The organism is Microbacterium sp. A94 (assembly GCF_051842855.1).
GTDB lineage: Bacteria > Actinomycetota > Actinomycetes > Actinomycetales > Microbacteriaceae > Microbacterium.
The window spans coordinates 155,235-175,811 of the sequence record NZ_JBPXMU010000006.1 but is presented as its reverse complement, the minus strand read 5'-3'; the positions used below and the strand labels follow the sequence as shown (position 1 = coordinate 175,811).

Genomic DNA, 20,577 nt, shown 5'->3' with positions numbered 1-20,577 from the left:
GGTGAGCGGCGCACTCGTGCACGAATGGTTGGCCCGCACCGGTGGGTCGGAGAACGTCTTCGAGGCGCTGACCCGAGTGTTTCCGGATGCCGCGCGCTACTGCCTGTGGAACGATAGCGGCGACCGCTTCTCTGTGGATGGCGAGACCTGGCTCGCCAGGACGCCGTTGCGTGGCCATAAGGCAGCTGCGCTCGGGCTCATGCCCCTCGCGTGGCGGCAGCTTCCTGCCATCGATGCCGACTGGGTGCTCGCCAGCAGTCACCTCTTCGCCCATCACGCACGCTTTGCAGGTCCAGCGCGCGATGTACCCAAGCTCGTCTATGCGCACACGCCCGCACGGTACATCTGGAACCCCGAGCTGGACGGCCGCGGCAGCTCTCTGCCGGCAAAGGTCGTCGCCGCGACATTGAAGCCACTGGATCGTCGTCGTGCTCAAGAACCCGTCGCGATCGCCGCGAACAGCAGCTTCGTCGCCGAGCGCATCGCTCAGGCGTGGCAGCGCGAGAGCACCGTCATCCATCCGCCCGTCGATGTCGTCAGCTTCACCCGTGAGCCAGCCCCGAGCGACCGCGATCAAAAAGTGCTTCAGTCGCTACCCGATGAGTTCCTCCTGGGTTTCTCCCGATTCGTTCCGTATAAGAGGCTCGACCTCGTGATCGAGGCGGGGGTCGCCGCGAACCTCCCCGTCGTGCTCGCCGGCGCCGGCCCGGATGAGGCTCGTTTGCGGGCGCTCGCTGAGGAACAGGCACCGGGGATGGTCTCGTTCGTCTCGGCACCCAGCGGTGAGCTGTACCGCGCTCTTCTGCGTCGCGCGCTCGCTCTCGTCTTCCCCGCGGTCGAGGACTTCGGCATCGTTCCTGTCGAAGCGATGGCAGCCGGAACGCCTGTTATCGCCAGCGCGGTCGGTGGCACCGCTGAGACGGTGATTCACAAGCGCACTGGCGCCCTACTCGAAGACTGGTCGCGCGGTGAGCTCCGGCGCACTGTCGGGGACGCGATCGATGCCTCCGCCGACGCATGCCGCGCGCAGGCCGCACTGTTCTCAGAGCAGGTGTTCGCCGATCGCATCCGGGGATGGGTACAGGATTCGACGAGGACGGCGTCATGAATCAGCTGTTCGTCGACGACCGTTATCGCGGCGCGCATGGCATCGGCCGCTATGCCGGAGAAGTGCTCAGCCGGCTCCGCCTGCCGTGGACACCGCTCGGCCTCGACGGCAGCCCATCGTCGCCGCTCGACTCTTTCCGGCCGGTACGCAACGCGAGCGGGAATGCTCTGGTGTACTCGCCGGGGTACGGCGCTCTGCTGCGTGCGCCACGACAGCTGTTGACGTTGCACGATCTCATCCAACTTCGCGCGTCAGGGCTTTCCCGGTGGAAGTTCGAAGCGTATTACGCAGGCCCGGTCCGTCGCACGGTTCGAAAGACCGGGGTGGTGCTGACTGTCTCTGAGACTTCTGCCCGTGAGATCCGTCGCTGGCTCAATGACGATGCGGTGCAGATCGTCAACGCGGGAAACGGCTGCTCAGCAGCGTTCCACCCCCACGGTCACGTCGAGGCGGCAGACGACCCGTATGTGCTGTACGTCGGAAACGCCCGCGCCCACAAAAATCTCGATGTGCTCTTGCAAGCGCTGATTTCAGCTCCCGATGTTCATCTTCGGGCGGTGGTTCCGGCCGCCGAGGTCGCTGAGTTGGCCGCGCGCGCAGAAGGCTTGGGCATCGGCGCGCGGGTCCAGTGGATGCACGGACTGCACGACGAGCAGCTGGCTGCGCTTTATCGGGGCGCTGCTGCGACGGCGATGCCATCCACTCTTGAGGGGTTCGGCCTGCCCGCGCTGGAATCCGTGTGCTGCGGAGTCCCCGTCCTGTATTGGCGTGGTTGCGAGGCGGTCGCCGAGATCGTCGGCGATCGCGGCTGGGGGCTCGGTTCGGCCCACGACCCGCAGGAATGGGCCACGGCACTGACTTCTGCCGTCGCCGCCCGGCTGCGTGTTGAGCCACCCACCGGATACGACTGGGACCGCACGGCGAGCATCGTTTCCGAGACGCTCGAGCAGCTGATCAGCTGATCAGCTGATCAGCTGAGGCGTTGCACAAACGAAACCAGTTCGTCTGTTTTCCGCTCCCAGGAGGAATCGGATGCCGCACGAACTCCACCGTCGTTAGGTGAGGCGTGAGCGAGCGCACGATCCAGCGCAGCGTCGGCGTCGTCACCACCTGAGTACGTGTAGATGCCGACCCCCTCATGGCGTTTGATGCCCGGTGTCTCTCGAGCGACAACGGTGAGTCCTGCCGCCAGATACTCGTAGAGCTTCATGGGACTGCGTCCGGCGTTGAGTGGGTCGTCAGACAGAGGCAGCAGCCCGACCCGGGCATCGTGCAGCAGCGCAGGCACGGCGTCATACGCAATCGGGCCGAGAAGGTCGACGTTGCTGGGCAAAGATGACGGCGGATCGGCATCTGGTCCAGCGACGAGGAATCGAACGTCAGGGTGAGAACCCGCCCACGCAGACAGTTGAGCCCAGTCGAATCGTCCGTCGAGCGCTCCGACATAAACGCATCGGATCGGGCGAGGCCCCTCGTCCTCGTTCGTCGAGGCGAAGTGCGCCGTGTCGGCGCCGTTGTTCAGGACGAGGGTCGGCTGGCCGAGCGGCCCGAGGCCGCGCAGTACTTCTTCCGACGTTGCGATGATGCCGTCGGAAGCATCGATGATCTGCTGTTGGATTCGGTGTTTGAGTCCCGAGGGATAGAGATCAGTCGGGCGATAGATCAGTGTGTCGGTGAGCCCGCGGATCGAGGTATCCCAGAGCAGCGGTTGATCGATCAGTATCGCGTCGAACCGGCCCCTGATGCCGTTCTTCTCCAGGTACCGCGCCACGCGGAACGATCCGAGAGGGGCGGGCATCAGTGTGCGGGGAACGAGGTGCACCACGCCGTCGACCGTGCGGTGCGGACCGCGGGGGACGTTCGCGACGTCTGACGGCCGCACCCGACCGGTGATGCGATGAGCGAGAGAAATGGGAGTCGCCACGTGCACGACTTCTCCCCCTCGTGACGCAAGAAGTCGCGCGTAGTGGTGGCTGCCCACACGAAACGGCCCGAACGGATGGCTGTGAGAGAGGAATAGCACTCGCCGATCCCCCGCAGTCATGCACGCACCCTGCTGATGATTGTTCTGATCTCGTCGTGGATGCGTGTCAGGCTCTTTTCGGCCTCGTGCACGCATGCTGCTGTCTCTGGTGCACGATCCTGCTGAGAGTCAAGGAACGTGGTCATCTCATGCGTGTCACCGGACGCGGCATCCAGCGAGAGCCCGTGGTAGCCGATCGCCGCGAATGCCTCGGTAATCTTCGCCGTGGGACGGGGCACCAGTTCGACGGGCACAGCACCGCTGAGGGCGGCAAGCACTAGAACGTGCATCCGGTCGCTGATCACCATGCGCGCGCCGTCGTAGCGTTCACGCAAGAGCTCCTCCTGTGCGAGCGGATCGGTCGTTCCCCACGGCTCGAAGGTCCCACCCAGCGCGTCTGCGAGTTCGCGTGCGCGTTCCTCGTCTTCCCGAACCTGCACGATCGTGCGAATCGTCAGGCCGGCTCTGTCCGCATACTCGCGCACAGCCCGAACCCAGGCCTCGTCGGGCATCGGTCGTGTTCCACGGAGGCTCACCAACAGTTCGGATCGCTCCTGCCATGGCTGCCCACCGCGGATGCCGGCGCCGAACCCGATGTCGGGGGCCAGCCGCCCGCAGCGTGCGATCGACAACGTGGCAGCGTCTCGCCACAGCGTGATCTGCGAAGCGCGCGCAGCGAGCCGGTGGACCGTCAGCGGCAGCCTCGAAGGCGCCCGAATGCCGCGCGGCGGTCGGATGACGATTCCGCCCTTGAGTCGGGCGATGAGAGTCTCGAGGAGAAATACCAGTTCGCGTAATTCATTGCCGCGGTCGAGCGGGATCTCACCCGCCTCGAAGATGAGAATCGGATGACGCGGAGCTGTCGCCAGCAACCAGAGCCAGCGCGCCACCGACCGCTTCGAACGCAGGACCACCGCGCCTTCCGGCATCCCCAACTGGCGCAGCCAGACGTCAGGGGCGGAGCCTGTGTATGCGATCAGTTCCGTCGATGTCTCACGGGCCCATTCGAGTGTCTCTCGCCGAATGAGCGCATCACCGATGTTCCCCGCGGGGCCGGTGAGCGAGACAAGGGAACGGGTGGCCCCGCGTCGCGCAAACAACGTCAGTCTCGGCCGTAGATATCGCGCGTGTAGATCTTGTGCGCGACGTCGTCCAGCGCTTCGGTCGAACGGTTGGCGATGATGACGTCAGCCCGCGACTTGAACTCATCGATGTCTCTCACGACCTCGGAGTGGAAGAACTCGTCCTGTTCAAGAGCGGGCTCGTAGACGACGACCTCGATGCCCTTCGCCTTGATCCGCTTCATGATCCCCTGAATAGACGAATCGCGGAAATTGTCCGATCCCGACTTCATCACAAGCCGGTATACGCCGACCGTGCGCGGTGCGCGAGCGAGAATGTCGTCGGCGACGAAGTCCTTGCGGGTGCTGTTGGCGTCGACGATGGCCGCGATCAGGTTCTGCGGCACCTCGGAGTAGTTCGCGAGAAGCTGTTTGGTGTCCTTCGGCAGGCAGTACCCGCCGTAGCCGAAGGACGGGTTGTTGTAGTGCGATCCGATGCGCGGATCGAGCCCTACTCCCTCGATGATCTGTCGAGTGTCGAGCCCGTTCACGGCAGCATAGGTGTCGAGTTCGTTGAAGTACGCCACTCGCAATGCCAGGTAGGTGTTGGCGAAAAGCTTGATCGCCTCGGCCTCGGTGGCGTCGGTGAGCAGTACGGGAATGTCGGTAGCGATCGCACCCTCGATCAGCAGGTCGGCAAAGCGCTGCCCGACAGGTCCACGGTCGCCCACGACGATGCGCGACGGATGCAGGTTGTCGTGCAGCGCGCGGCCCTCACGCAGGAACTCGGGAGAGAAGACGATCGTCGCCCCCGGGTGCTCCTCGTTCATCCGCGCGGTGAACCCGACCGGCACGGTGGATTTGATCACGATTGCGGCGTTCGGGTTGATCCCGAGTACGACATCGATGACTCCTTCGACTGAGGACGTGTCGAAGTAGTTGGTGGTCTCGTCGTAGTTCGTCGGTGTCGCGACGACGACGAACTCCGCATCGCGATACGCGGCCTCTGCGTCGAGGGTTGGCGTGAGGTTGAGCGCGTGGGTCGCAAGATAGTCCTCGAGCTCGACGTCGGCGATCGGCGAGATCCGGCGGTTGAGCAACTCGACCTTCGCAGGATCGATGTCGACGGCGAACACCTCGTGGTGCTGAGCGAGGATAACTGCGTTGGACAAGCCGACATAGCCGGTGCCTGCGATGGCGATCTTCATCCTCCTAGGTTATCGCGGTAAGCCGGGAGTGGAGGTTAGGGAGCCGCCGTCTAGACTTGGTGCCAATGTCAACGGCACCTCTGGTCTCGATAATCGTCCCGGTATACAACGACGAAGCGACGATCGCTGCGACTTTAGACAGCGCCCTGGCACAGTCCTTGTCTGAGATTGAAATCATCTGCGTTGATGACGCGTCGACCGATGCGAGCCTGAGGATTCTCGAGTCTTATCAAGAGCGCGATCCGCGGGTCCGCGTCATTCGTCACGATCACAATCTCTCGGCATTGCAGAGCCGCCGGACGGGCGCGCTGTCCGCGTCTGCCGACTATTTGCTGGTTTTGGACGGCGACGACGAGCTCGAGCCGAACGCTGCCCGCGTCGCACTCGATCTGGCGCACGAAGCGGAAGCGGATCTCGTCGGCTTCGGTGTAACCGTCATCGAAAAGGACGGCCGCACGGGCGGATCATACGAAGGCCGCCTGCAACCCGCTCATCGAGCCCTCGACGGGGCTGCTGTGCTGCAGGGGTTGTTCCCGATCGGCAAGCCCGCGCAGGGGCAGCTCTGGCGCTATCTGTTCCGGACCGATCTCTTCAGAAGTGCCTACACGCATATTGCGGACGGAACGACTCTGGCGCGGGTCAATGATCTGCCTCTGATGTTCTTGATCGCGGCGCTCGCGACTCGGTACGTCTCAACGGATACACGGCTCTATCGCTATCACTTTGGCCGCGGCGGCAGCGGCCAACAGGTCGACACCATCGAGCGCGCGGAGTTCTACGCTTCGGCGATCGCGTCAATCGATCTCATCCGACCGGCCGTCGACGTTCTCGCCGAGACGTACTCCGATCCTGCGTTGCTGCGGGAATCATACGAATCGACACGGCTCTCGATCGTGGGCTACGTATGCTCACAATTGATCGACCGGAGCGACAGCACCGTGCTTGACGACGCATTGTCGCACCTCCATACGGTGGCATCGGCTGATGACATCGTGCGCGGAACCGCGCGGTTTTACCCAGCTAAGCTGTCCACCCTCAAGTTCCATCTCCCGGCGGTGGGTTCGTCCACCTCGCCCGCGGCCGTTGTACGGAGCGTGGCTCTCGTTACTTCGTCCCTGCGTTCGGGTGGCGTGACGATGGTGATGCTCGCGCAAGCCCACTATCTACGCCAGGCAGGATTCGAGGTCGTTCTCGTCGCACGAAGCGGCGGCAGCGATCGGACTCTGGTTCCGGCCGGCACGACCTTCATCGAGCTGAGCGGGCGAACCTTCGTCGAGCGCTTACAGGACTGGGCGGCGATCTGTCGCCGCCATCGGGTCGATATGGTCATCGATCACCAGCTGCTCTACACGGATCGTTGGCCAGAGTTCGCGCTCATGGCGCGGGCCGAGGATGCCCGGACAATCGGGTGGATACATAATTCCTTTGCGCGCCCGCTGTACGACGGAAACGACCGGCTGTCCCTCATCGAGAAATGCAGCAATGCTCTTGCACGGCTGGTCACACTCTCCCCTCTCGACTCGGCGTACTTCTCTCTTCGCGGAGTCTCGCATTCTTCATACCTGCCCAATCCGCCGTCGCCTCTGCTGAATGAGTCTCTCTCGCAATCAACAGCAAAGAAATCACCAGCCGGACACATCGAATTGGTGTGGTGGGGCCGATTGGAAGATCGCACCAAGAAGGTCCTCGATCTCATCGAGGTAGCAGTGCAATTGAAGGCCTTCGGCGTCAGCTTCCGCCTCACCGTGATCGGGCCGGACTGGGAAGACATGACCGCGAAGCGGTTCAACGCACACGCCCGGCGACGTGGCGTTTCTGACTGCGTCAAGGCCGTCGGGCCGCTACGCGGCGCACGGCTTACCGAAGCGATCGATGCAGCCGACGCGTTCGTGTCCACCAGCATCATCGAGGGGTATCAGCTCACGATCGCCGAGGCGCAGGCTCGCGGGCTGCCCGTGTTCATGTATGAGTTGTCCTGGTTGCTTCTCACGCAACAGAATGAAGGCGTCGTCGCGGTGCGTCAGAGTGACCCACGCGCCCTCGCCGCGAAGATCGCTGAAGTGGCCGGGAACCCAGTGCGCTACCAGCAGCTTTCTCACGCTGCTGTGGAAGCAGCGAAGCGAGCCCGCGACTACGATTTCGCTGATCTCTACCGTGGAGTAGTGACGGGTACTCTGCCCGCAGAGTTCTCCCCGCAACCGTCGCTTGAGGATGCGAAGGAGCTACTGGGACTCAGCGTCTTTTACTCTGAGCGAGCACGCGGCGCAGGCAAGAGCTCATTGAGCGTTCCCACATCACGCGGTGCCCGCGCTTGGAGCGCTCTTGCACCAGCGGGGCGGGCAGTTCTGGGTCTTTTTCCGCGACTCCGCCCGATGGCGCACCGAGTAAAACAGCGGCTCCGGTTCGACTAGCTAAAAGGGGCCGGCTCGGTGGGCGATTCCGGTAGCGGTTCCGGGGCTGGTTCTGGTTCCGGTTCCGGGGCTGGTTCCGGGTCGGGTTCCGGCTGCGGAACCGTCGGGGCGGGCTCGGGGGCCGGTTCCGGCGCGGGTGCAGGATCACTCGGCGGAACTGGCGCAACGGGTTGAGTCGGAGCGACCGGCTGCGTGGGAAGTTCAGGCTCAGGTTCAGGAGCCAGCACGCGTGACACTGTGAGAGGCGCGTTCACGCGGACGCCGTCTTCGTTCTCGGCGGTGAGAGTATAAACAGTGGTTTCTGTTGCGCAGGTGAAACCGACGGCGTATCCGGATGCCTGTGCGGGAAGCGCGGCACGCGACGGATTGTCGAGTGCATCGACCTCGCTCTCGCCGGCTGCGAGCGCCACGTTGATCGCGTTGTCGATCTCCCAGCTCAGCTGAATCTCGACTGCCTCTTCTTCTGACGCGCATTCCACCGAGGCGGCGCTCGCGGAGAAGTTCGCGATCACCGGCGGCTCGAACTCATCTCGCGGACTCGCATCGCCTTCCGTCCCATCGACCGTTGTCGACGGCGCAGCCATCGTGGTTAGGGCTCCGATGATCGCTCCTGCGGCTACAGCCAGGAGAATCGCGGCCCCCGTAAGGAGCATAAGTGTCAGGCTATGTCGCCTGCGCTTAAGAGCGTCACGCCGGTAGCGATCTCGACGAGCAATCGCACGCGGCCCTTCGGAGGCATCGGGCAAGGCTACCGCGAGGGCTCTAGGAGATCGGTTCTCACTCTCGGCTGCGGTGTGGATAGTCTCCGTATGCGGCGCTGGATGAGCCGGAGCGTTCTTTGTCGGAGGTTTCGTTGCCGTTGCAGCTCCAACCGCGCCGGCTCCTGGATTCTTCGTCCAGGCGACATACTCGTTGATGACGTCGTCGGTTGGGCCATCGGCGATCAGTTCGCCTTTGTGGACCCACAGCACTCGTTCGCAGGATTCCTTCAGCGAACCGGTGGAGTGGCTGACGATCATCACCAGACCGGCGCTATCCCGCAGGTCACTGATACGTTGCTCACTCTTCGCACGGAATCGCCGATCTCCCACCGCGAGCGCCTCGTCGATGAGCAAGATCGAATGAGCCTTCGCCGACGCGATCGCGAACTTCAGCCGCGCTGACATTCCGGACGAATAGGTCTTCATGGGGTGGTAGATGAAATCATTGAGCTCCGCGAAATCAGCGATCTCGTCGACGCGCGCAGCTGCTTCGTCAGCACCGAACCCCATCGCCAACAGTCCGAGCTTGATGTTGCTCTCGCCTGAAAGCTCGGGCACTAGCGCCGCATTTACACCGAGAAGCACCGGGCGCTCACGGGCGAAGATCGCACCTTCAGAAGGAGGGATGAGCCCGCTCATCGCTTGGAAGAGAGTCGACTTACCGGAGCCATTGTGCCCGACGACGCCGATCGACTCGCCTTCTCTCGCAGTGAAGCTCACACCGCGTAATGCCGGTACAGTCCGGAGGTCTCGCCCGCCTCGGAAGGACCGCAGACTCATGAGGGACTCGCGGGCTGTCATCCGCTTGCCCGACGCATAGACCCGATAGTTGACGTGCACGTCGTCGGCAATGATCATCGGACGGGGCTCCGCGCCGGCGGAAGCCGCCGGTTGGCCAGGCATGAGAAGGTCAGTCACTGAGACCGTACCTGGGCTCGCCTTGCCAGAAGAAGATCAATCCGCCGACGATCATCACCAATGCCCAGATCGGAGCCGCGACCCACGCAAGCAGTGGCGCTGCGTAGCCATCCAGCAACACATCGCGAGCGAGGGCGATGAACTCATATGTCGGCAACAGATGCGCCATTGTGAGCAGCGTCGGATAGTCCGCGAGTGCACCGTCGATGTTGAAGAATATGCCTGTGCCGTAAAAAAGCACGCGGTTGATAATCGGGACCACCTGCTGCACATCCCGCGTGCGCACTGACATGCGTGCTACCACCATCGCGAGCCCGAGGTTGAACACCCCCATGACCGCGAGGATCGGAATAATAAGCAACCACGACCATGTAATCGGCTCGCCGAGAATCGTCAGAAGAATGCCGAGAAGTAGCACAACTGGCACCATCCGCATCGCCTGTTCCGTGACGACAGATATCGGGAGCAACACGCGTGGGAAACCGAAGCTCTGTACAAGCTTCACGTTGCTCGTGATCGCCTTCGATCCGCTTCCGAAGCATCCGGTGAAGAATTCGAAAACAAAGATACCGACGATGAGATACTGCACGAAGTTCGTGGGTCGCGCGGGGCCGGCAAGGACGAAGTGGAAGATGGTTCCGTAGATGATCGCGAGTGAAAGCGGTTTGAGAACGATCCAAAGAATGCCAAGGCGGTTCGGCAACAAATCGCCGATCAGGCGACTGCCCGCGAGACGAAAAGCGAACGCACGCAGTCGCCAGGTGTCTGCGAGGTAGTCGCTGAGCGGTGGACGCTTCCCGACCTCCGTGAGGCCGTTGGTCGCGCTCACAACCGTCGCTCCCATTCGGATTCCTCTACCTCTCTGCCTCGACGCGCGATGCCTCTGCATCAGGGCGGGCGCACCGACCCATAATACCGCACACGTTGCGCCGGTCCCGCGATACGTGTCAGTCCCTCCCGTTGATCTCTCGGATGTTGATCTTGCGGGCGATGTCCTAGAGATCATCGGTCGAGCAGTTCGCAACGAGCGCGCCCGCTCAGGCCCATTCAGGCGGACTGTCGGGGCGTCTTCTACGCCGCGCGTCCACACCCAGTGCCCATTGGTGCGACAGACGCGAGTCTTGGTACGCGGATCGGAGCATGGCCGCCCAGCGAAAAATTTGTTGCGCGTGCGGTAGCGCTCCGACGGGCGCTCTCAAGAACGTGGGATAGCTCGAGACGCTCTTCGTGTCAGTGCACTCCTTTTCGCAGAGACAAAAACACATCTTGTGCATCGGGAGCGAGGTCAAGTGCGCGCAATTCTTCTGCGACAGAGTCCGGGATCAAAGCGAACTGATTCGCAGCACCTTCGTAGACGGAGTTGAGAATATTCTGGATTGCGCCCAAGTGCTCTTTTGGGATCAGCGCACCCTCGTACTCGCGCATCATCTCCAGATACGAAAGGTAGTAGCCTCGAGCTGATCTTTCAGGAGTGAGCGTCGTTATCGTCGATCCCGGACGAATTCTCCTCGCGTAGGCATTTATGCTTTCGTGCGAAGCACGGTTAGCCTTGAGGAGCAGGCGGAACGTGTACGGATTGTCCTGGTGCACAATGCCAGGAATGAACCGCACTCCGCTTTCTCGCACGAACTCGGTTCGCGCCATGTAAAGCCCGACATGCGGGCGATAGTCTCTGTTACTTCGCATTGACGCCATAATGTCGATGCCCCGTCCCACTTGACGGTAGGTGCGAGCACGACGGTAATACGTCGAGTATTTATTCCATGTCGCTTCGCCAACCTCGCCATCGCGGAACACGATGCAGTCGAACATCAATACGTCGAGGAAGTCCTGGTCAGCACGGCGAACAAGCGACGATAAAGCGTCGTTCGACCAGAAGTCATCACTGTCGAGGTAAATCAGGTATCGTCCCCGCGCAGCATCTATTCCTTTGTTACGCCCCACGGATTGTCCACTGTTGGATTGGTCAATCACGCTTATACGAGGATCCGACGCCGCGAGTCGCTGGAGAATCGACAGGGACTCGTCTGTCGATCCGTCGTTTACAGCAATCACCTGCACACTCACGTCCGTCTGCGCCAGCACACTTACGATGCAGTCCTCTAACCAGGGCGCGGAGTTGTATACCGGGATCACAACAGTCACGTCAGGATTTCCCATCCGAGGGGCGGCGCCCGTTGCACGAAGTGGCGTCGGCATTTCGGCCGCAGATGTCGATCGCGCCGGCTCGATGACTCGCCCGCCCGCTCTTAAGCTCTCGGGGACAAGCCCCTTGTGGCGCCCGAGAAGACGTCGCGGGACGAAGGTCAGAATGCGACCGATGCGGAAAGACGGCCCTGCTGTAATTTGCGCGAGTTTCCGCTGGACGAGATCCCGCTCTCTGCGTAGCAAAGCTACTTGTGTGCCACCTCCCCCCGTTGATCGATCCGCGTGAGCCACGTTGCGTTCCGCTAGCCGAACCAACCAGTCCCCGATGAGCTGCGCGTCTGCCATCGTGGGTGCCGGAGAGAATTCAGGTGCGAGTTCTCCATCGAGCAACTCGCGAAGCCGGGTAGTGATGTCATCTTCAGCAAATGACCGCACAAACGTCATAGCTGACGCCGACATCGCTACATACCGCTCATCGTCGCTAGCGAGACGGATAATCGCATCCGCAAACTCACTCGGTTTCCCGGCTGGGGTCGAGATAAGCCCGGGGTTTCCCCGAACAGGCACAAGCCAAGGCAACTCATACATGACGACAGGCAAGCCCAGCGCTTGGGCTTCAAGGATCGTAAGCTGGTAGCCCTCGATAGCACTCACCGACACGAATATGTGCGCTCTCGATGTGATCTCGATGAGCTCACTCGGGCGCAACTCGCCCACGAGATCAATCGCATCATCGACGCCTCGCGAAGCCGCTGCCTGACGCACCTCTGCAGCAGTGAGTTGTTTCGAGTCGGGGCCGATGATGGTCAGTCGGAAATCAACCTGGCGGGAGCGCAGCTGCTGTGCAACTTGAACGAGGTGGTTGACCTGTTTAGTGGAATTGTCCAGTCGCCCCCACCAAACGAGTTCCAGGCGCCCTGCTGGTGCGCCTCGCGGCACGCTGAGGTTAAGCCCGTCGAGCATGAGTTGCGACGGCGGGTTGGGGAAGAATACGACGTTCTCGACCCCGCGCATCTTCCAGAAAGAGACATCTGTTGGGGAAAGCGTGACCAGGCGGAGCAAGAGTCGGACATGAGATGTCAGGAAGGACAGGCGCTCTGTGCGATCAAAGATCGGGCGAAGAGCGAACGTGTGCTGCCAACCAATTGTTGGAGTGCCGATCGCGAGTGCAGCTAGAGCGAACCAGGGCCAATTTTGGTTATATCCCAGGTGATGGTCGACGATCATATCGATCGAGTGCTCGCGGCAGACTGTCTGCCATTCTTCGATCTGAGCTTCCATCGGGCCTCGCGCGATCTGCACAAGCGACACGCCGTCCGGAACTTCGGCCTCTGGCGTGACTCGCTCGAAAACAGCAATCGTGACTTGATACCCAGACGCTATAAGGCGCGACGCCTGATCGAGCAGGACAGTTTGGAGCCCGCCCGTGCCGAGGTGTCGGGTGGTGAGGAGCACGTTACGCACCGTGCCATTCGGCTGCGTCGGGGCTGATGCATGCGCTGACAATGTCAGGAGCGCTTCAGGATAAGCAAGAGCGGCTGCTCGTAAAACTTTGACCTCGCCAACGTGTTCGTTTAGCAAGGCGATACAATCCCCCTGAAGGGCACCGGACGTGTCGCGGATACAATAGCGCAAAATCTGCGCAATAACGTGCAACCGCGCCGACTCGTAACACTCCCAGATTCCGGCTTCGGCGTGCGAGCGTTTTGCGATCCGCTGAACCGTAGTAGCGATGGCGTTGATCGGATCAACACCGCTCAACGTGAACCGAAACTGCTCCATCCCGTCCACCGCATGCCCGCTAGTACCCCGCCGAAAAAAATATTTGTAGAGACGCTCAGGGATCGAAGAATATTTATCCGCCAGAGAAAGAGCGAGAAAGGTGATCGGCAAATCATTGGCCCGATAATAGGTCTCGTCATCACTGAAGCCTTCATATGCTCTCCGAAGCACCGCCGTACTGAATAGATATCTCCAGAGGTGCCCATTAGGCGACTCCCCCGCAGGGAGAAGCTTCGTGACAATATCCTCACCACCTAGCAGATCGTACTCCGGTTGCAGTGCGGCCTCCATTTTAGCGGGAAAACCGCCTTGTGCCGCGATTACCTCAACGCCGAATCCGACGACGTCAGCACCAGTAGATGTTGCTCTCGCCAAAGCGACCTTTGCGGCAGCGGGAGCGAGTTCGTCGTCACCATCGAGGAATAGTATGAAGGGAGCTGAAGCGGTGTTCACCCCCACGCGTCGCGCCTGAAACGCAGAGAGGTTTTGGGGTTGCCGTATCAGCCGCACCCGTGGGTCTCTCTGCTGCACAGACTCAATTATTGATACGGTGTCGTCTGTCGAAGCGTCATCGACACAGATCACTTCGATCTCGTGCAGCGTTTGTGACAAGCAACTCTCGAGGGCTGCTGCCACATACTCCTGGTCGTTGTAAACAGCCATCACGACTGATACCTTGGGCGATGCGATCACGTGGTTACCTCAAGAAGTTTTTCATCTTAGCTACTTATTTTCCTAGTACTCAACCTGGCAGAAGCCAGCGATAACGACGGGAATCTGAGCTTGCCGGCAGCACAGGGACGCCGTGCAGTCACTCCGTCCGCGAGACAGTCGTGTTCATGATGGCGTCAAAATCGATAGCCGTCAAGCTGCTGGGAACGGTGAAGCGCCCAGTGTTCTCCGCGGATGTTGTGCGTGTCGCGATTCTCGGGTGAGAGTGGCGTGGCAGCCTGATCGAACTCGTCAGACCGACCATTCCGAGGCTACCCGGAAGACGGCAGCGGTCGCACCGATCTGCCGATCCGGCGCTGCAAGGGCTCCGTACCGACGACGTTCCTGGCGCACGACAGCCGCGAACGACTCCGCGTTTGAAGGGGTACTCGTCCCGGTTGTTTGAACGCCTCCCGGCAGTACGCTCACGGAGCCGGGATCATTCTTCTAAGCATGACGCGATCCTTGCGTTACTCCACTGCCCGCGGCCTGGCTTCGTCCCCGCAGAGCTTCAACAGCTCCTTAGTCGAGCTGCTATGTTCAGGGAACATGGACCGCTACACCACCCAAAGCGCCACGTTAGACGCCTGGGCATCCGCTTCACCGGCCCCCGGTATATACACCATTACAACCATGTTAACAGCTACGCTCGCAGCCCATGCGAACGTAGCCGTGCGGGCTGGTGCCGACCGAATGGTCGTTTTCTTGCCAGGAGCACAGGATTCGAAATCGGAGCGTCGAGTCCCTTTCTTTCATCGGTGGACATGGCAGGAAGACCTCCCGGAGATGCACATCGTCGCCTTAGGCGACCCCTCAATTGCCCTCGACGAGCGGATACTCGGCGGCTGGTTCATGCACCCGGAGATCGATCTGATCGCTGAGCTCGCATCGATCGTTGAGAACCTCGCTCAAACACTCAAGGTCGAGCCGGAAAACGTGACGTTCCATGGCTCGTCGCTCGGGGGATTCGGTGCGATCGGTATGGCAGCTCATCTTCGCGGCGCGTCGGCCATTTCCGAGATTCCACAAATTGACGTTGAACGATGGAAGATCACGAGTGCCATCCGGCTTTTAGAAGACGTGGTCGGGCAACCTCTCGCAGAGTTCCGGAAGACGTTCCCTGAGCGAGTAGACGCGTTTGAACGGCTCCGATTCGCGGGAATCGTTCCCCCGCTGCGGGTGATCACCAACCCTGGCGATCCGAGCCTCGCCCTGCAACAGGGATTTATGGATGCACTCCCCTCGATAGCCGGAGAGTGCGAGGTTTTGGGCGAGCAGCGTCTCATCTTGAGTAACGCAGTGCTTGGACACAAGCCGCTACCTAAAGCCGAAGTGCTCAATTTGCTGCGCGAGCAACGTTGAAAGCGCGGGATCTCAGGCTTGTGCGCCTTCCGCGCCTGCAACTTGAACCTCGCGACCACCTACTATGCGGAAGAATTCCGGTCTATTCCAGGTACGTGCGTTAAGGAAATTGAGTATCTTTTTCGGAGCCGCGGTCTACGAGCACGTGAGCCGATTCATGTTCTCTGCCGCTGTTACGCGGGGAGCGGCTCGCGGGTTTGAGTCGCGTAGTAGGCCTGTTCGACTCGTTCGGGCTGACCTTGACGAGGGCGCCGTGGAGGCGTCAGTGGTTGTACCAATTGACCCAGCCGCCGATCACGAACTTGACGCCCGCGATCATCTTGTACGGGCCGTCGTGGAACACGGTGGTGCCGATGCATTCGGCTTTGTAGACGCCGTTGATCGTCTCCATCAGGGCGTTGTCATACGCGTCGCCCACGGACCCGGTTGATGGTGCGATCTCCTCCAGCACGAGGTGATCGGTGAGCTGGATCGATGTGTATCGCGCCCGCATCGGAGTGATGAATGAGCTGCCGCGCGGCGACCGTATGGCCCTGCCGGTCGCGTTCCCACAACGCCATGGGAAGCGGAATCATCACGGGAACGACGCGCTTGCTGGTCTGCGTGTGCCAGGCCGCGATGCGTTGCGGGTATACGTCGAGGATGTACGCGACTTATACCTAGCCCGCCCACGTCCGGCAATAGATGAAACTCGGTCACGCACACCAGATCCGGTGCGGGCGCAATACACATCGATGTCGGCTTTGATCACCCACCGGCGCAGCGATTCTGCACCGCGCCGTCCTGCCGGGCAACGGCCGCGATCGCCTTCGCGCTCGACGGGTACTCGAGCACCAGCCGGGCAGCGCGCTCGCGGAGCGCGGGGTCGATCTTCTTAGGCATGAGCCCATCCTTTCAACACAAAAGAATGCGGCATCAAACCTGAGGCGTTTCACACAGCGAGGCTAAATCGCCTCTGTCATAGCGTCATTGTTCGAAACGACGCCGAAAGTTCCTAGCCTACGAATGAGGGCCGAGGCAGAGCACTGCTCGGAGACGAAAGCCAGTCCGCGCTCTTGTTGGGCCCGGTACGCGTCGCTGTCCCAAAGACGACGGACAGTAGCTTCCACCTGCCCAGGTTCAACGTACACAGCTGCGTCTCCAAAGACCGGTTCAAAGTCGGGCTGAAGTATACAAACAACTCCGGCTGCCATCGCTTCCACGATCGCCATACCGAACGCCTCTACCAAACCCTTCGAATGGAAGTAAATGAAAAAGTCCAAGTTCCGTAAGTAGTCTGACGGTGCGAGCGATTTGAACGCGTGGACGTCGAATTTGGACAGCTCGTCCGTTGTGAGGAAGCCAGATTTCAGCGGTGTCTTAGCTCCACCCAGGATCGAAACGCTGCCAACTGCGTCGTTCATATAGGCCCGTCGAAAATCTTGACGAGTGTCCGGCCACTTCCCTGCCGCATCCCGGGCATGACGGCCGACGACAGGCAGCGAGGCAAAATCGCGTACTTTCGGATCATCACTGACCACATCAGAAACGACTCCTGGCCATACCATCTCGCTCAGATGCTGGCTAGGCACGAGCGGAACGAGATACGGTCGAATTTTCCGGCTCTCCGCGACCCACGTTGGGTAAATCCCAAAGAGCGTAGCGACATTCGACGTCACCGTCTGCACGTCGTAGCTATAACGTTCTTCACCGAGTTCATAGGGCATGTGGTTTGCGATGACGACGGTCTGTTCGGGCCGAATGCCGGACACCTCAGCCGGGATTGCTTCCATAATTGCCGGCCACCGAACTATCATCAACCGTGCAGTGGCTTCATCAGTCAAAGCGAGACGGGTGATCGTGGAACTGTGCACAAGAGCCGCGATCTCAGGCGCGATGCTCCGTTTCGCAGCAGACTCGATCAAACCGTTCTTCAGCGGAAGAATCGCAACCCGGAGACCCGCGTCCACGCACGCTCGAATATCATTCTGCAGGGCGGTTGTGTTACCCGCTTCGAAGCCAAACTCCGATAGGAATATGACATCAAAATGCCCATATGCGGGACGATCCGGGAGAAATGAATTGGGTGCCGGGAACGGTCGCTCAGCAGGCGACTTCGGAAGATACGGGCTCGCTGTACCGTCAGCAATCGCTTTGTGCCAGTGCAGCCAGGACTCTCGGTAACTCCTCCTGCGACCGTCTTCGTAACCAAGTCCTAGATCCGCGGAAGTCAGATTCCCCTCCCCAAGCAATGAGAAGGCGAGCGGTAATGGGAAATCCGGCTGCAGGTTAACACCGTAGACCTGCTGGAATCGGAATTTGAACTCCCCGTCACCAGATTTCCGCACTGTATCCCAGTAGCCGAGGGTGCGCCGAATCTCGTCCGTTCGGTACATAAGCGACGCAAAACTGGGATGAATAACCCGGTCCGGGCCCCACCGCAACTGGAATCGGAGGTTCTCATCCACTCGTACCCAGTTAGTCATGTTCGCATGTTTACTGGGATCCGCCATGAGATCCTCGACCTGAATCTGAATCTTTTGAGGGTGGTGCCAGTCGTCTTTATCCGCGATCGTGACGAACTCTCCCTTGGCAAGGTCATACCCATCATTCCGGACGGCGTATGCACCCCGATTCTCGTCGCAAAAGACGACGCGCACCCGGGGGTCCCGCCGCTCCCAGCGCTCAAGGCGAGCCCGGTAGCCAGTGGCATCTCCGTCTTCGTCTACCGTAGGTGAAGCGTCGTCGACAGCGATCAACTCGATGTTTACCCACGTCTGAGCAAGCAGGGACTCGATCGCGAGATCCGTGGCTTCGTCAGGCTCGTACACGGGCATGACGATGCTGACGAGCGGCCCGTCAACGATACGTGGAAAATTATCTGCATCGGCAGTGATTCGAAAATAAGGTGCTTCGAGACCTGGTCGCAGTCGGATAGGTGCAAGATTTCGCTCTGCGTACTTCTCGTTGAGTTGTTCGAGCCACTGGTCGAATCCGCCATCGTTCGAACTGAGCTTGGGGTTATGGGTATTAAGACGAAGGAACGACTGATTTAGTTTACGTGCTGCGTTCCCTTCCGGCACGTCCAGCACGCGTCGCGCATGCGCGATATCGCCGTAGTCACAGATCAGGTCCGAGTAGTACGAGCGATCGACCCCGTTAGTGAGCCCGCCGAGTCCGAACACACTCTCCGCTAGTCGGTACAGCGCAAATGAGTTAAAGCGATCGAACGGCTCAAAATTTTGGCCATACAGCAATCGAGCTAGGGCTAGTAGACCGGGCTTCCAGAGAATCTTAGCGAGCGCGTCAGTGGCCTCTACCGCCCGCTTCGCCGTCCTGGAGATCTCGATGACCCGGCACAGGTCCGAGTACGAATACGCATAATTAGTCGCAGCGAGCGCCAACACATCGCGCGCCTCTAACGACCGTACGCTCTGGCCGTAAGTGACTATCCAGTTGCGATAGTTGAGGTCGTTCCTGACCTGTTTAGCCCAATACCCCTTAGCGGATAACAAACCTTCTCTGGTCCGGTTATCTTCACTCGCGACAACGGTGTCCAGTGTTGCTTGACGAGTTTCACGCTCGGGAGCAACCCGAGCTGATACTCCGTCCTCTTTTCCTCGTCGCACCGATTTTTCAACAGCCCCGGAGCGCATCGATCGAGTTGCAATCTGCCAGACACGCGTCACTCCGAACGAGATGAACTTGGTTGCGATGAATAGCCCTGTGATCCCAACCAGGATGAGTAGAACCACGCTGATGGCGAAAACCTGCCAAGCAGAGACTATCGCCGAAATGACCGCTATGCCGGCTGTAATCAGCGCTATCGCGCTGACCACGAGGACATACTGACGAAGCGGACTAACTTTTCGGAATTTTAGCACGCGGTTTCCCCCCACTGGGCTAATAAATTATTCGGAATAATATCTCGGAACAGACTGAACTCATCCGCCCTGAACGTTGTGGATATTAATTGCGAAAGCTTGCTTCGCGTGATCCGAGGCTCAGAGTAGCGTGCGCCGAGAGCGACCGGCGCGCTGTCACTCGTGCGCCTCGGTCTCGCGGACGAAGTCCAGAACGAGGGAACGGCCGACATTGCGGCCGCGTCGGATACCTGGGATCTTCAGCCATTCCGCGACCATCCCGGCTTCGCCCGGTCGGTCCGCATCATCAACAAAGATCATCGCCCGATCGGAAAGATGATCAAGCAAAAGCGGAAGCGCGGGGAAACGCGCATTTGTTTGTGTCCCCGCTGGTGGACCGTCAACGATCAGGAGGCCAATCTTGCCCAAGCTTGCAATCCAGTCAGTGGCGTACCACTGTTGCTTCATACCTTCTACAGGCTCTAACGGAGCGAGGACAACGGTTACATTTGCTGATTGTCCCATGTCGGCAAGTTGACGTGTGGTACTCGTTGCAAACTCACGGTCGTGCTCAACGGCGACGAACTGTGGCGGGTTATCCAAACGAGACAGTGCCAATGCAATCCAAGCTGTCGAAACCCCTGATCCAAGCTCGACTACGGTCGAGTCTGAACCAAGTTTACTCGCCTCTGATTCGATGAAGTGGAGAGCCAAGGGCGACATCGCCCACCCGTCGACGGGAGGGAGCGCAAGCGTTCGTTCCGAGGGCTGGAGAAGCGACAGTGCCGAAACTTCAGCAACAATTCTACGTTCCAAAGAGTGGGAATTTCCGCCGTCAAATGCGCGCACGAGCCGGCGGTCTGTGACCTGCAGTGCCGTCATGGTTTGGGTGGCCGCGTCTGCACCACGCTGCGCAGTGCTTAGCGTTGCCTGCACCGAGCTCTCAAGGTCCGACAGGATTTCACGTACTTCTCGGTTTGCCCCGTCGATATTCGCCGACATCACGCTTACCGCAGTAGCTGTCGCAGTTGCGCGGTCTTGCAGCTCCGTCGACGTCGTCTGTGCCAAGCGTTTTAGATCCGACAATGCACTATTTACAGCCCCAGATCGATCTAGCACTTCGGCGAGCTCTGCTTGCATCCGCTGAACGCTGCCTCCGATATCCGCTGTCAAGCGATTCGAAGCATCTGTCAGACGGTTCGTAGTATCAGAGGAGCTCACGAGTGCTGTGCACACGCGTTG

The 20,577-nt window shown here is 60.3% G+C and carries 13 protein-coding genes and 1 pseudogene; 4 read left to right on the top strand and 10 right to left on the bottom strand.

Annotation, left to right across the window (positions count from 1 at the left end; all coding sequences use genetic code 11):
• Position 1 precedes the first annotated feature (1 nt).
• Together ACSU1L_RS15075 and ACSU1L_RS15070 are read left to right on the top strand one after the other, a co-directional pair.
• Positions 2-1,108 carry a glycosyltransferase gene (locus ACSU1L_RS15075; protein WP_439256344.1) on the top strand — a complete coding sequence of 369 codons (1,107 nt, stop codon included), beginning with the start codon at positions 2-4 and terminating at the stop codon, positions 1,106-1,108.
• On the top strand, positions 1,075-2,070 hold the full coding sequence (locus ACSU1L_RS15070) for a glycosyltransferase family 4 protein (protein ID WP_439256343.1): 996 nt from the start codon (positions 1,075-1,077) through the stop codon (positions 2,068-2,070). Before ACSU1L_RS15075 ends, ACSU1L_RS15070 begins: the two co-directional genes overlap by 34 nt.
• A gap of 8 nt (positions 2,071-2,078) precedes the next feature.
• On the opposite strand, the gene ACSU1L_RS15065 is transcribed toward ACSU1L_RS15070, so the two are convergent.
• The 3 genes from ACSU1L_RS15065 to ACSU1L_RS15055 all read right to left on the bottom strand — a co-directional run bounded on the left by ACSU1L_RS15065 (position 2,079) and on the right by ACSU1L_RS15055 (position 5,400).
• A complete protein-coding gene (locus ACSU1L_RS15065) occupies positions 2,079-3,032 on the bottom strand; it encodes a glycosyltransferase family protein (RefSeq protein WP_439256342.1) in 954 nt (317 codons plus the stop codon).
• Positions 3,033-3,148: 116 nt separating this feature from the next.
• Entirely contained in the window at positions 3,149-4,231 is a 1,083-nt protein-coding gene (locus tag ACSU1L_RS15060) for a hypothetical protein (protein WP_439256341.1), read from the bottom strand.
• Positions 4,232-4,233: 2 nt separating this feature from the next.
• Positions 4,234-5,400, bottom strand: coding sequence for a nucleotide sugar dehydrogenase (locus ACSU1L_RS15055; protein WP_439256340.1), 1,167 nt, complete (start codon positions 5,398-5,400; stop codon positions 4,234-4,236).
• A gap of 65 nt (positions 5,401-5,465) precedes the next feature.
• Between ACSU1L_RS15055 and ACSU1L_RS15050 the strand changes: the two genes are divergently transcribed.
• Positions 5,466-7,811, top strand: coding sequence for a glycosyltransferase (locus ACSU1L_RS15050; protein WP_439256339.1), 2,346 nt, complete (start codon positions 5,466-5,468; stop codon positions 7,809-7,811).
• Here the strand turns inward: ACSU1L_RS15050 and ACSU1L_RS15045 are convergent.
• From ACSU1L_RS15045 to ACSU1L_RS15035, 3 genes are all read right to left on the bottom strand, one after another.
• Complete coding sequence (locus ACSU1L_RS15045; protein WP_439256338.1) at positions 7,808-9,430, bottom strand: ABC transporter ATP-binding protein; 1,623 nt, start codon at positions 9,428-9,430, stop codon at positions 7,808-7,810. The genes ACSU1L_RS15050 and ACSU1L_RS15045 overlap by 4 nt on opposite strands.
• 52 nt (positions 9,431-9,482) lie before the next feature.
• The gene (locus tag ACSU1L_RS15040; RefSeq protein WP_439256337.1) at positions 9,483-10,334 is read right to left on the bottom strand and encodes an ABC transporter permease; all 852 of its coding nucleotides are present in this window, start codon (positions 10,332-10,334) and stop codon (positions 9,483-9,485) included.
• 386 nt (positions 10,335-10,720) lie between these two features.
• Positions 10,721-14,113: a glycosyltransferase gene (locus ACSU1L_RS15035; RefSeq protein WP_439256336.1), complete on the bottom strand. Its 3,393-nt coding sequence runs from the start codon at positions 14,111-14,113 to the stop codon at positions 10,721-10,723.
• 804 nt (positions 14,114-14,917) lie between these two features.
• On the opposite strand from ACSU1L_RS15035, the gene ACSU1L_RS15030 reads away from it, so the two are divergent.
• On the top strand, positions 14,918-15,493 hold the full coding sequence (locus ACSU1L_RS15030) for a hypothetical protein (protein WP_439256335.1): 576 nt from the start codon (positions 14,918-14,920) through the stop codon (positions 15,491-15,493).
• 173 nt (positions 15,494-15,666) lie between these two features.
• Here ACSU1L_RS15030 and ACSU1L_RS15025 read toward each other — a convergent pair.
• The 4 genes and pseudogenes from ACSU1L_RS15025 to ACSU1L_RS15010 all read right to left on the bottom strand — a co-directional run.
• Positions 15,667-16,216, bottom strand: a pseudogene (locus ACSU1L_RS15025) (integrase core domain-containing protein); the annotation flags it as partial.
• A gap of 24 nt (positions 16,217-16,240) precedes the next feature.
• On the bottom strand, positions 16,241-16,375 hold the full coding sequence (locus ACSU1L_RS15020; RefSeq protein WP_439256334.1) for a hypothetical protein: 135 nt from the start codon (positions 16,373-16,375) through the stop codon (positions 16,241-16,243).
• Positions 16,376-16,437: 62 nt separating this feature from the next.
• A complete protein-coding gene (locus tag ACSU1L_RS15015) occupies positions 16,438-19,311 on the bottom strand; it encodes a glycosyltransferase (RefSeq protein ID WP_439256333.1) in 2,874 nt (957 codons plus the stop codon).
• A gap of 201 nt (positions 19,312-19,512) precedes the next feature.
• Positions 19,513-20,475, bottom strand: coding sequence for a class I SAM-dependent methyltransferase (locus ACSU1L_RS15010; RefSeq protein ID WP_439256332.1), 963 nt, complete (start codon positions 20,473-20,475; stop codon positions 19,513-19,515).
• Positions 20,476-20,577 lie beyond the last annotated feature (102 nt).

Coding starts and splice junctions, on each gene's coding strand:
- ACSU1L_RS15070 (WP_439256343.1), top strand. CDS start 1,075: ATGGGTACAGGATTCGACGAGGACGGCGTCATGAATCAGCTGTTCGTC.
- ACSU1L_RS15030 (WP_439256335.1), top strand. CDS start 14,918: ATGCACATCGTCGCCTTAGGCGACCCCTCAATTGCCCTCGACGAGCGG.
- ACSU1L_RS15020 (WP_439256334.1), bottom strand. CDS start 16,375: ATGCCTAAGAAGATCGACCCCGCGCTCCGCGAGCGCGCTGCCCGGCTG.
- ACSU1L_RS15010 (WP_439256332.1), bottom strand. CDS start 20,475: ATGCAAGCAGAGCTCGCCGAAGTGCTAGATCGATCTGGGGCTGTAAAT.
- ACSU1L_RS15040 (WP_439256337.1), bottom strand. CDS start 10,334: ATGGGAGCGACGGTTGTGAGCGCGACCAACGGCCTCACGGAGGTCGGG.
- ACSU1L_RS15050 (WP_439256339.1), top strand. CDS start 5,466: ATGTCAACGGCACCTCTGGTCTCGATAATCGTCCCGGTATACAACGAC.
- ACSU1L_RS15055 (WP_439256340.1), bottom strand. CDS start 5,400: ATGAAGATCGCCATCGCAGGCACCGGCTATGTCGGCTTGTCCAACGCA.
- ACSU1L_RS15045 (WP_439256338.1), bottom strand. CDS start 9,430: ATGATCATTGCCGACGACGTGCACGTCAACTATCGGGTCTATGCGTCG.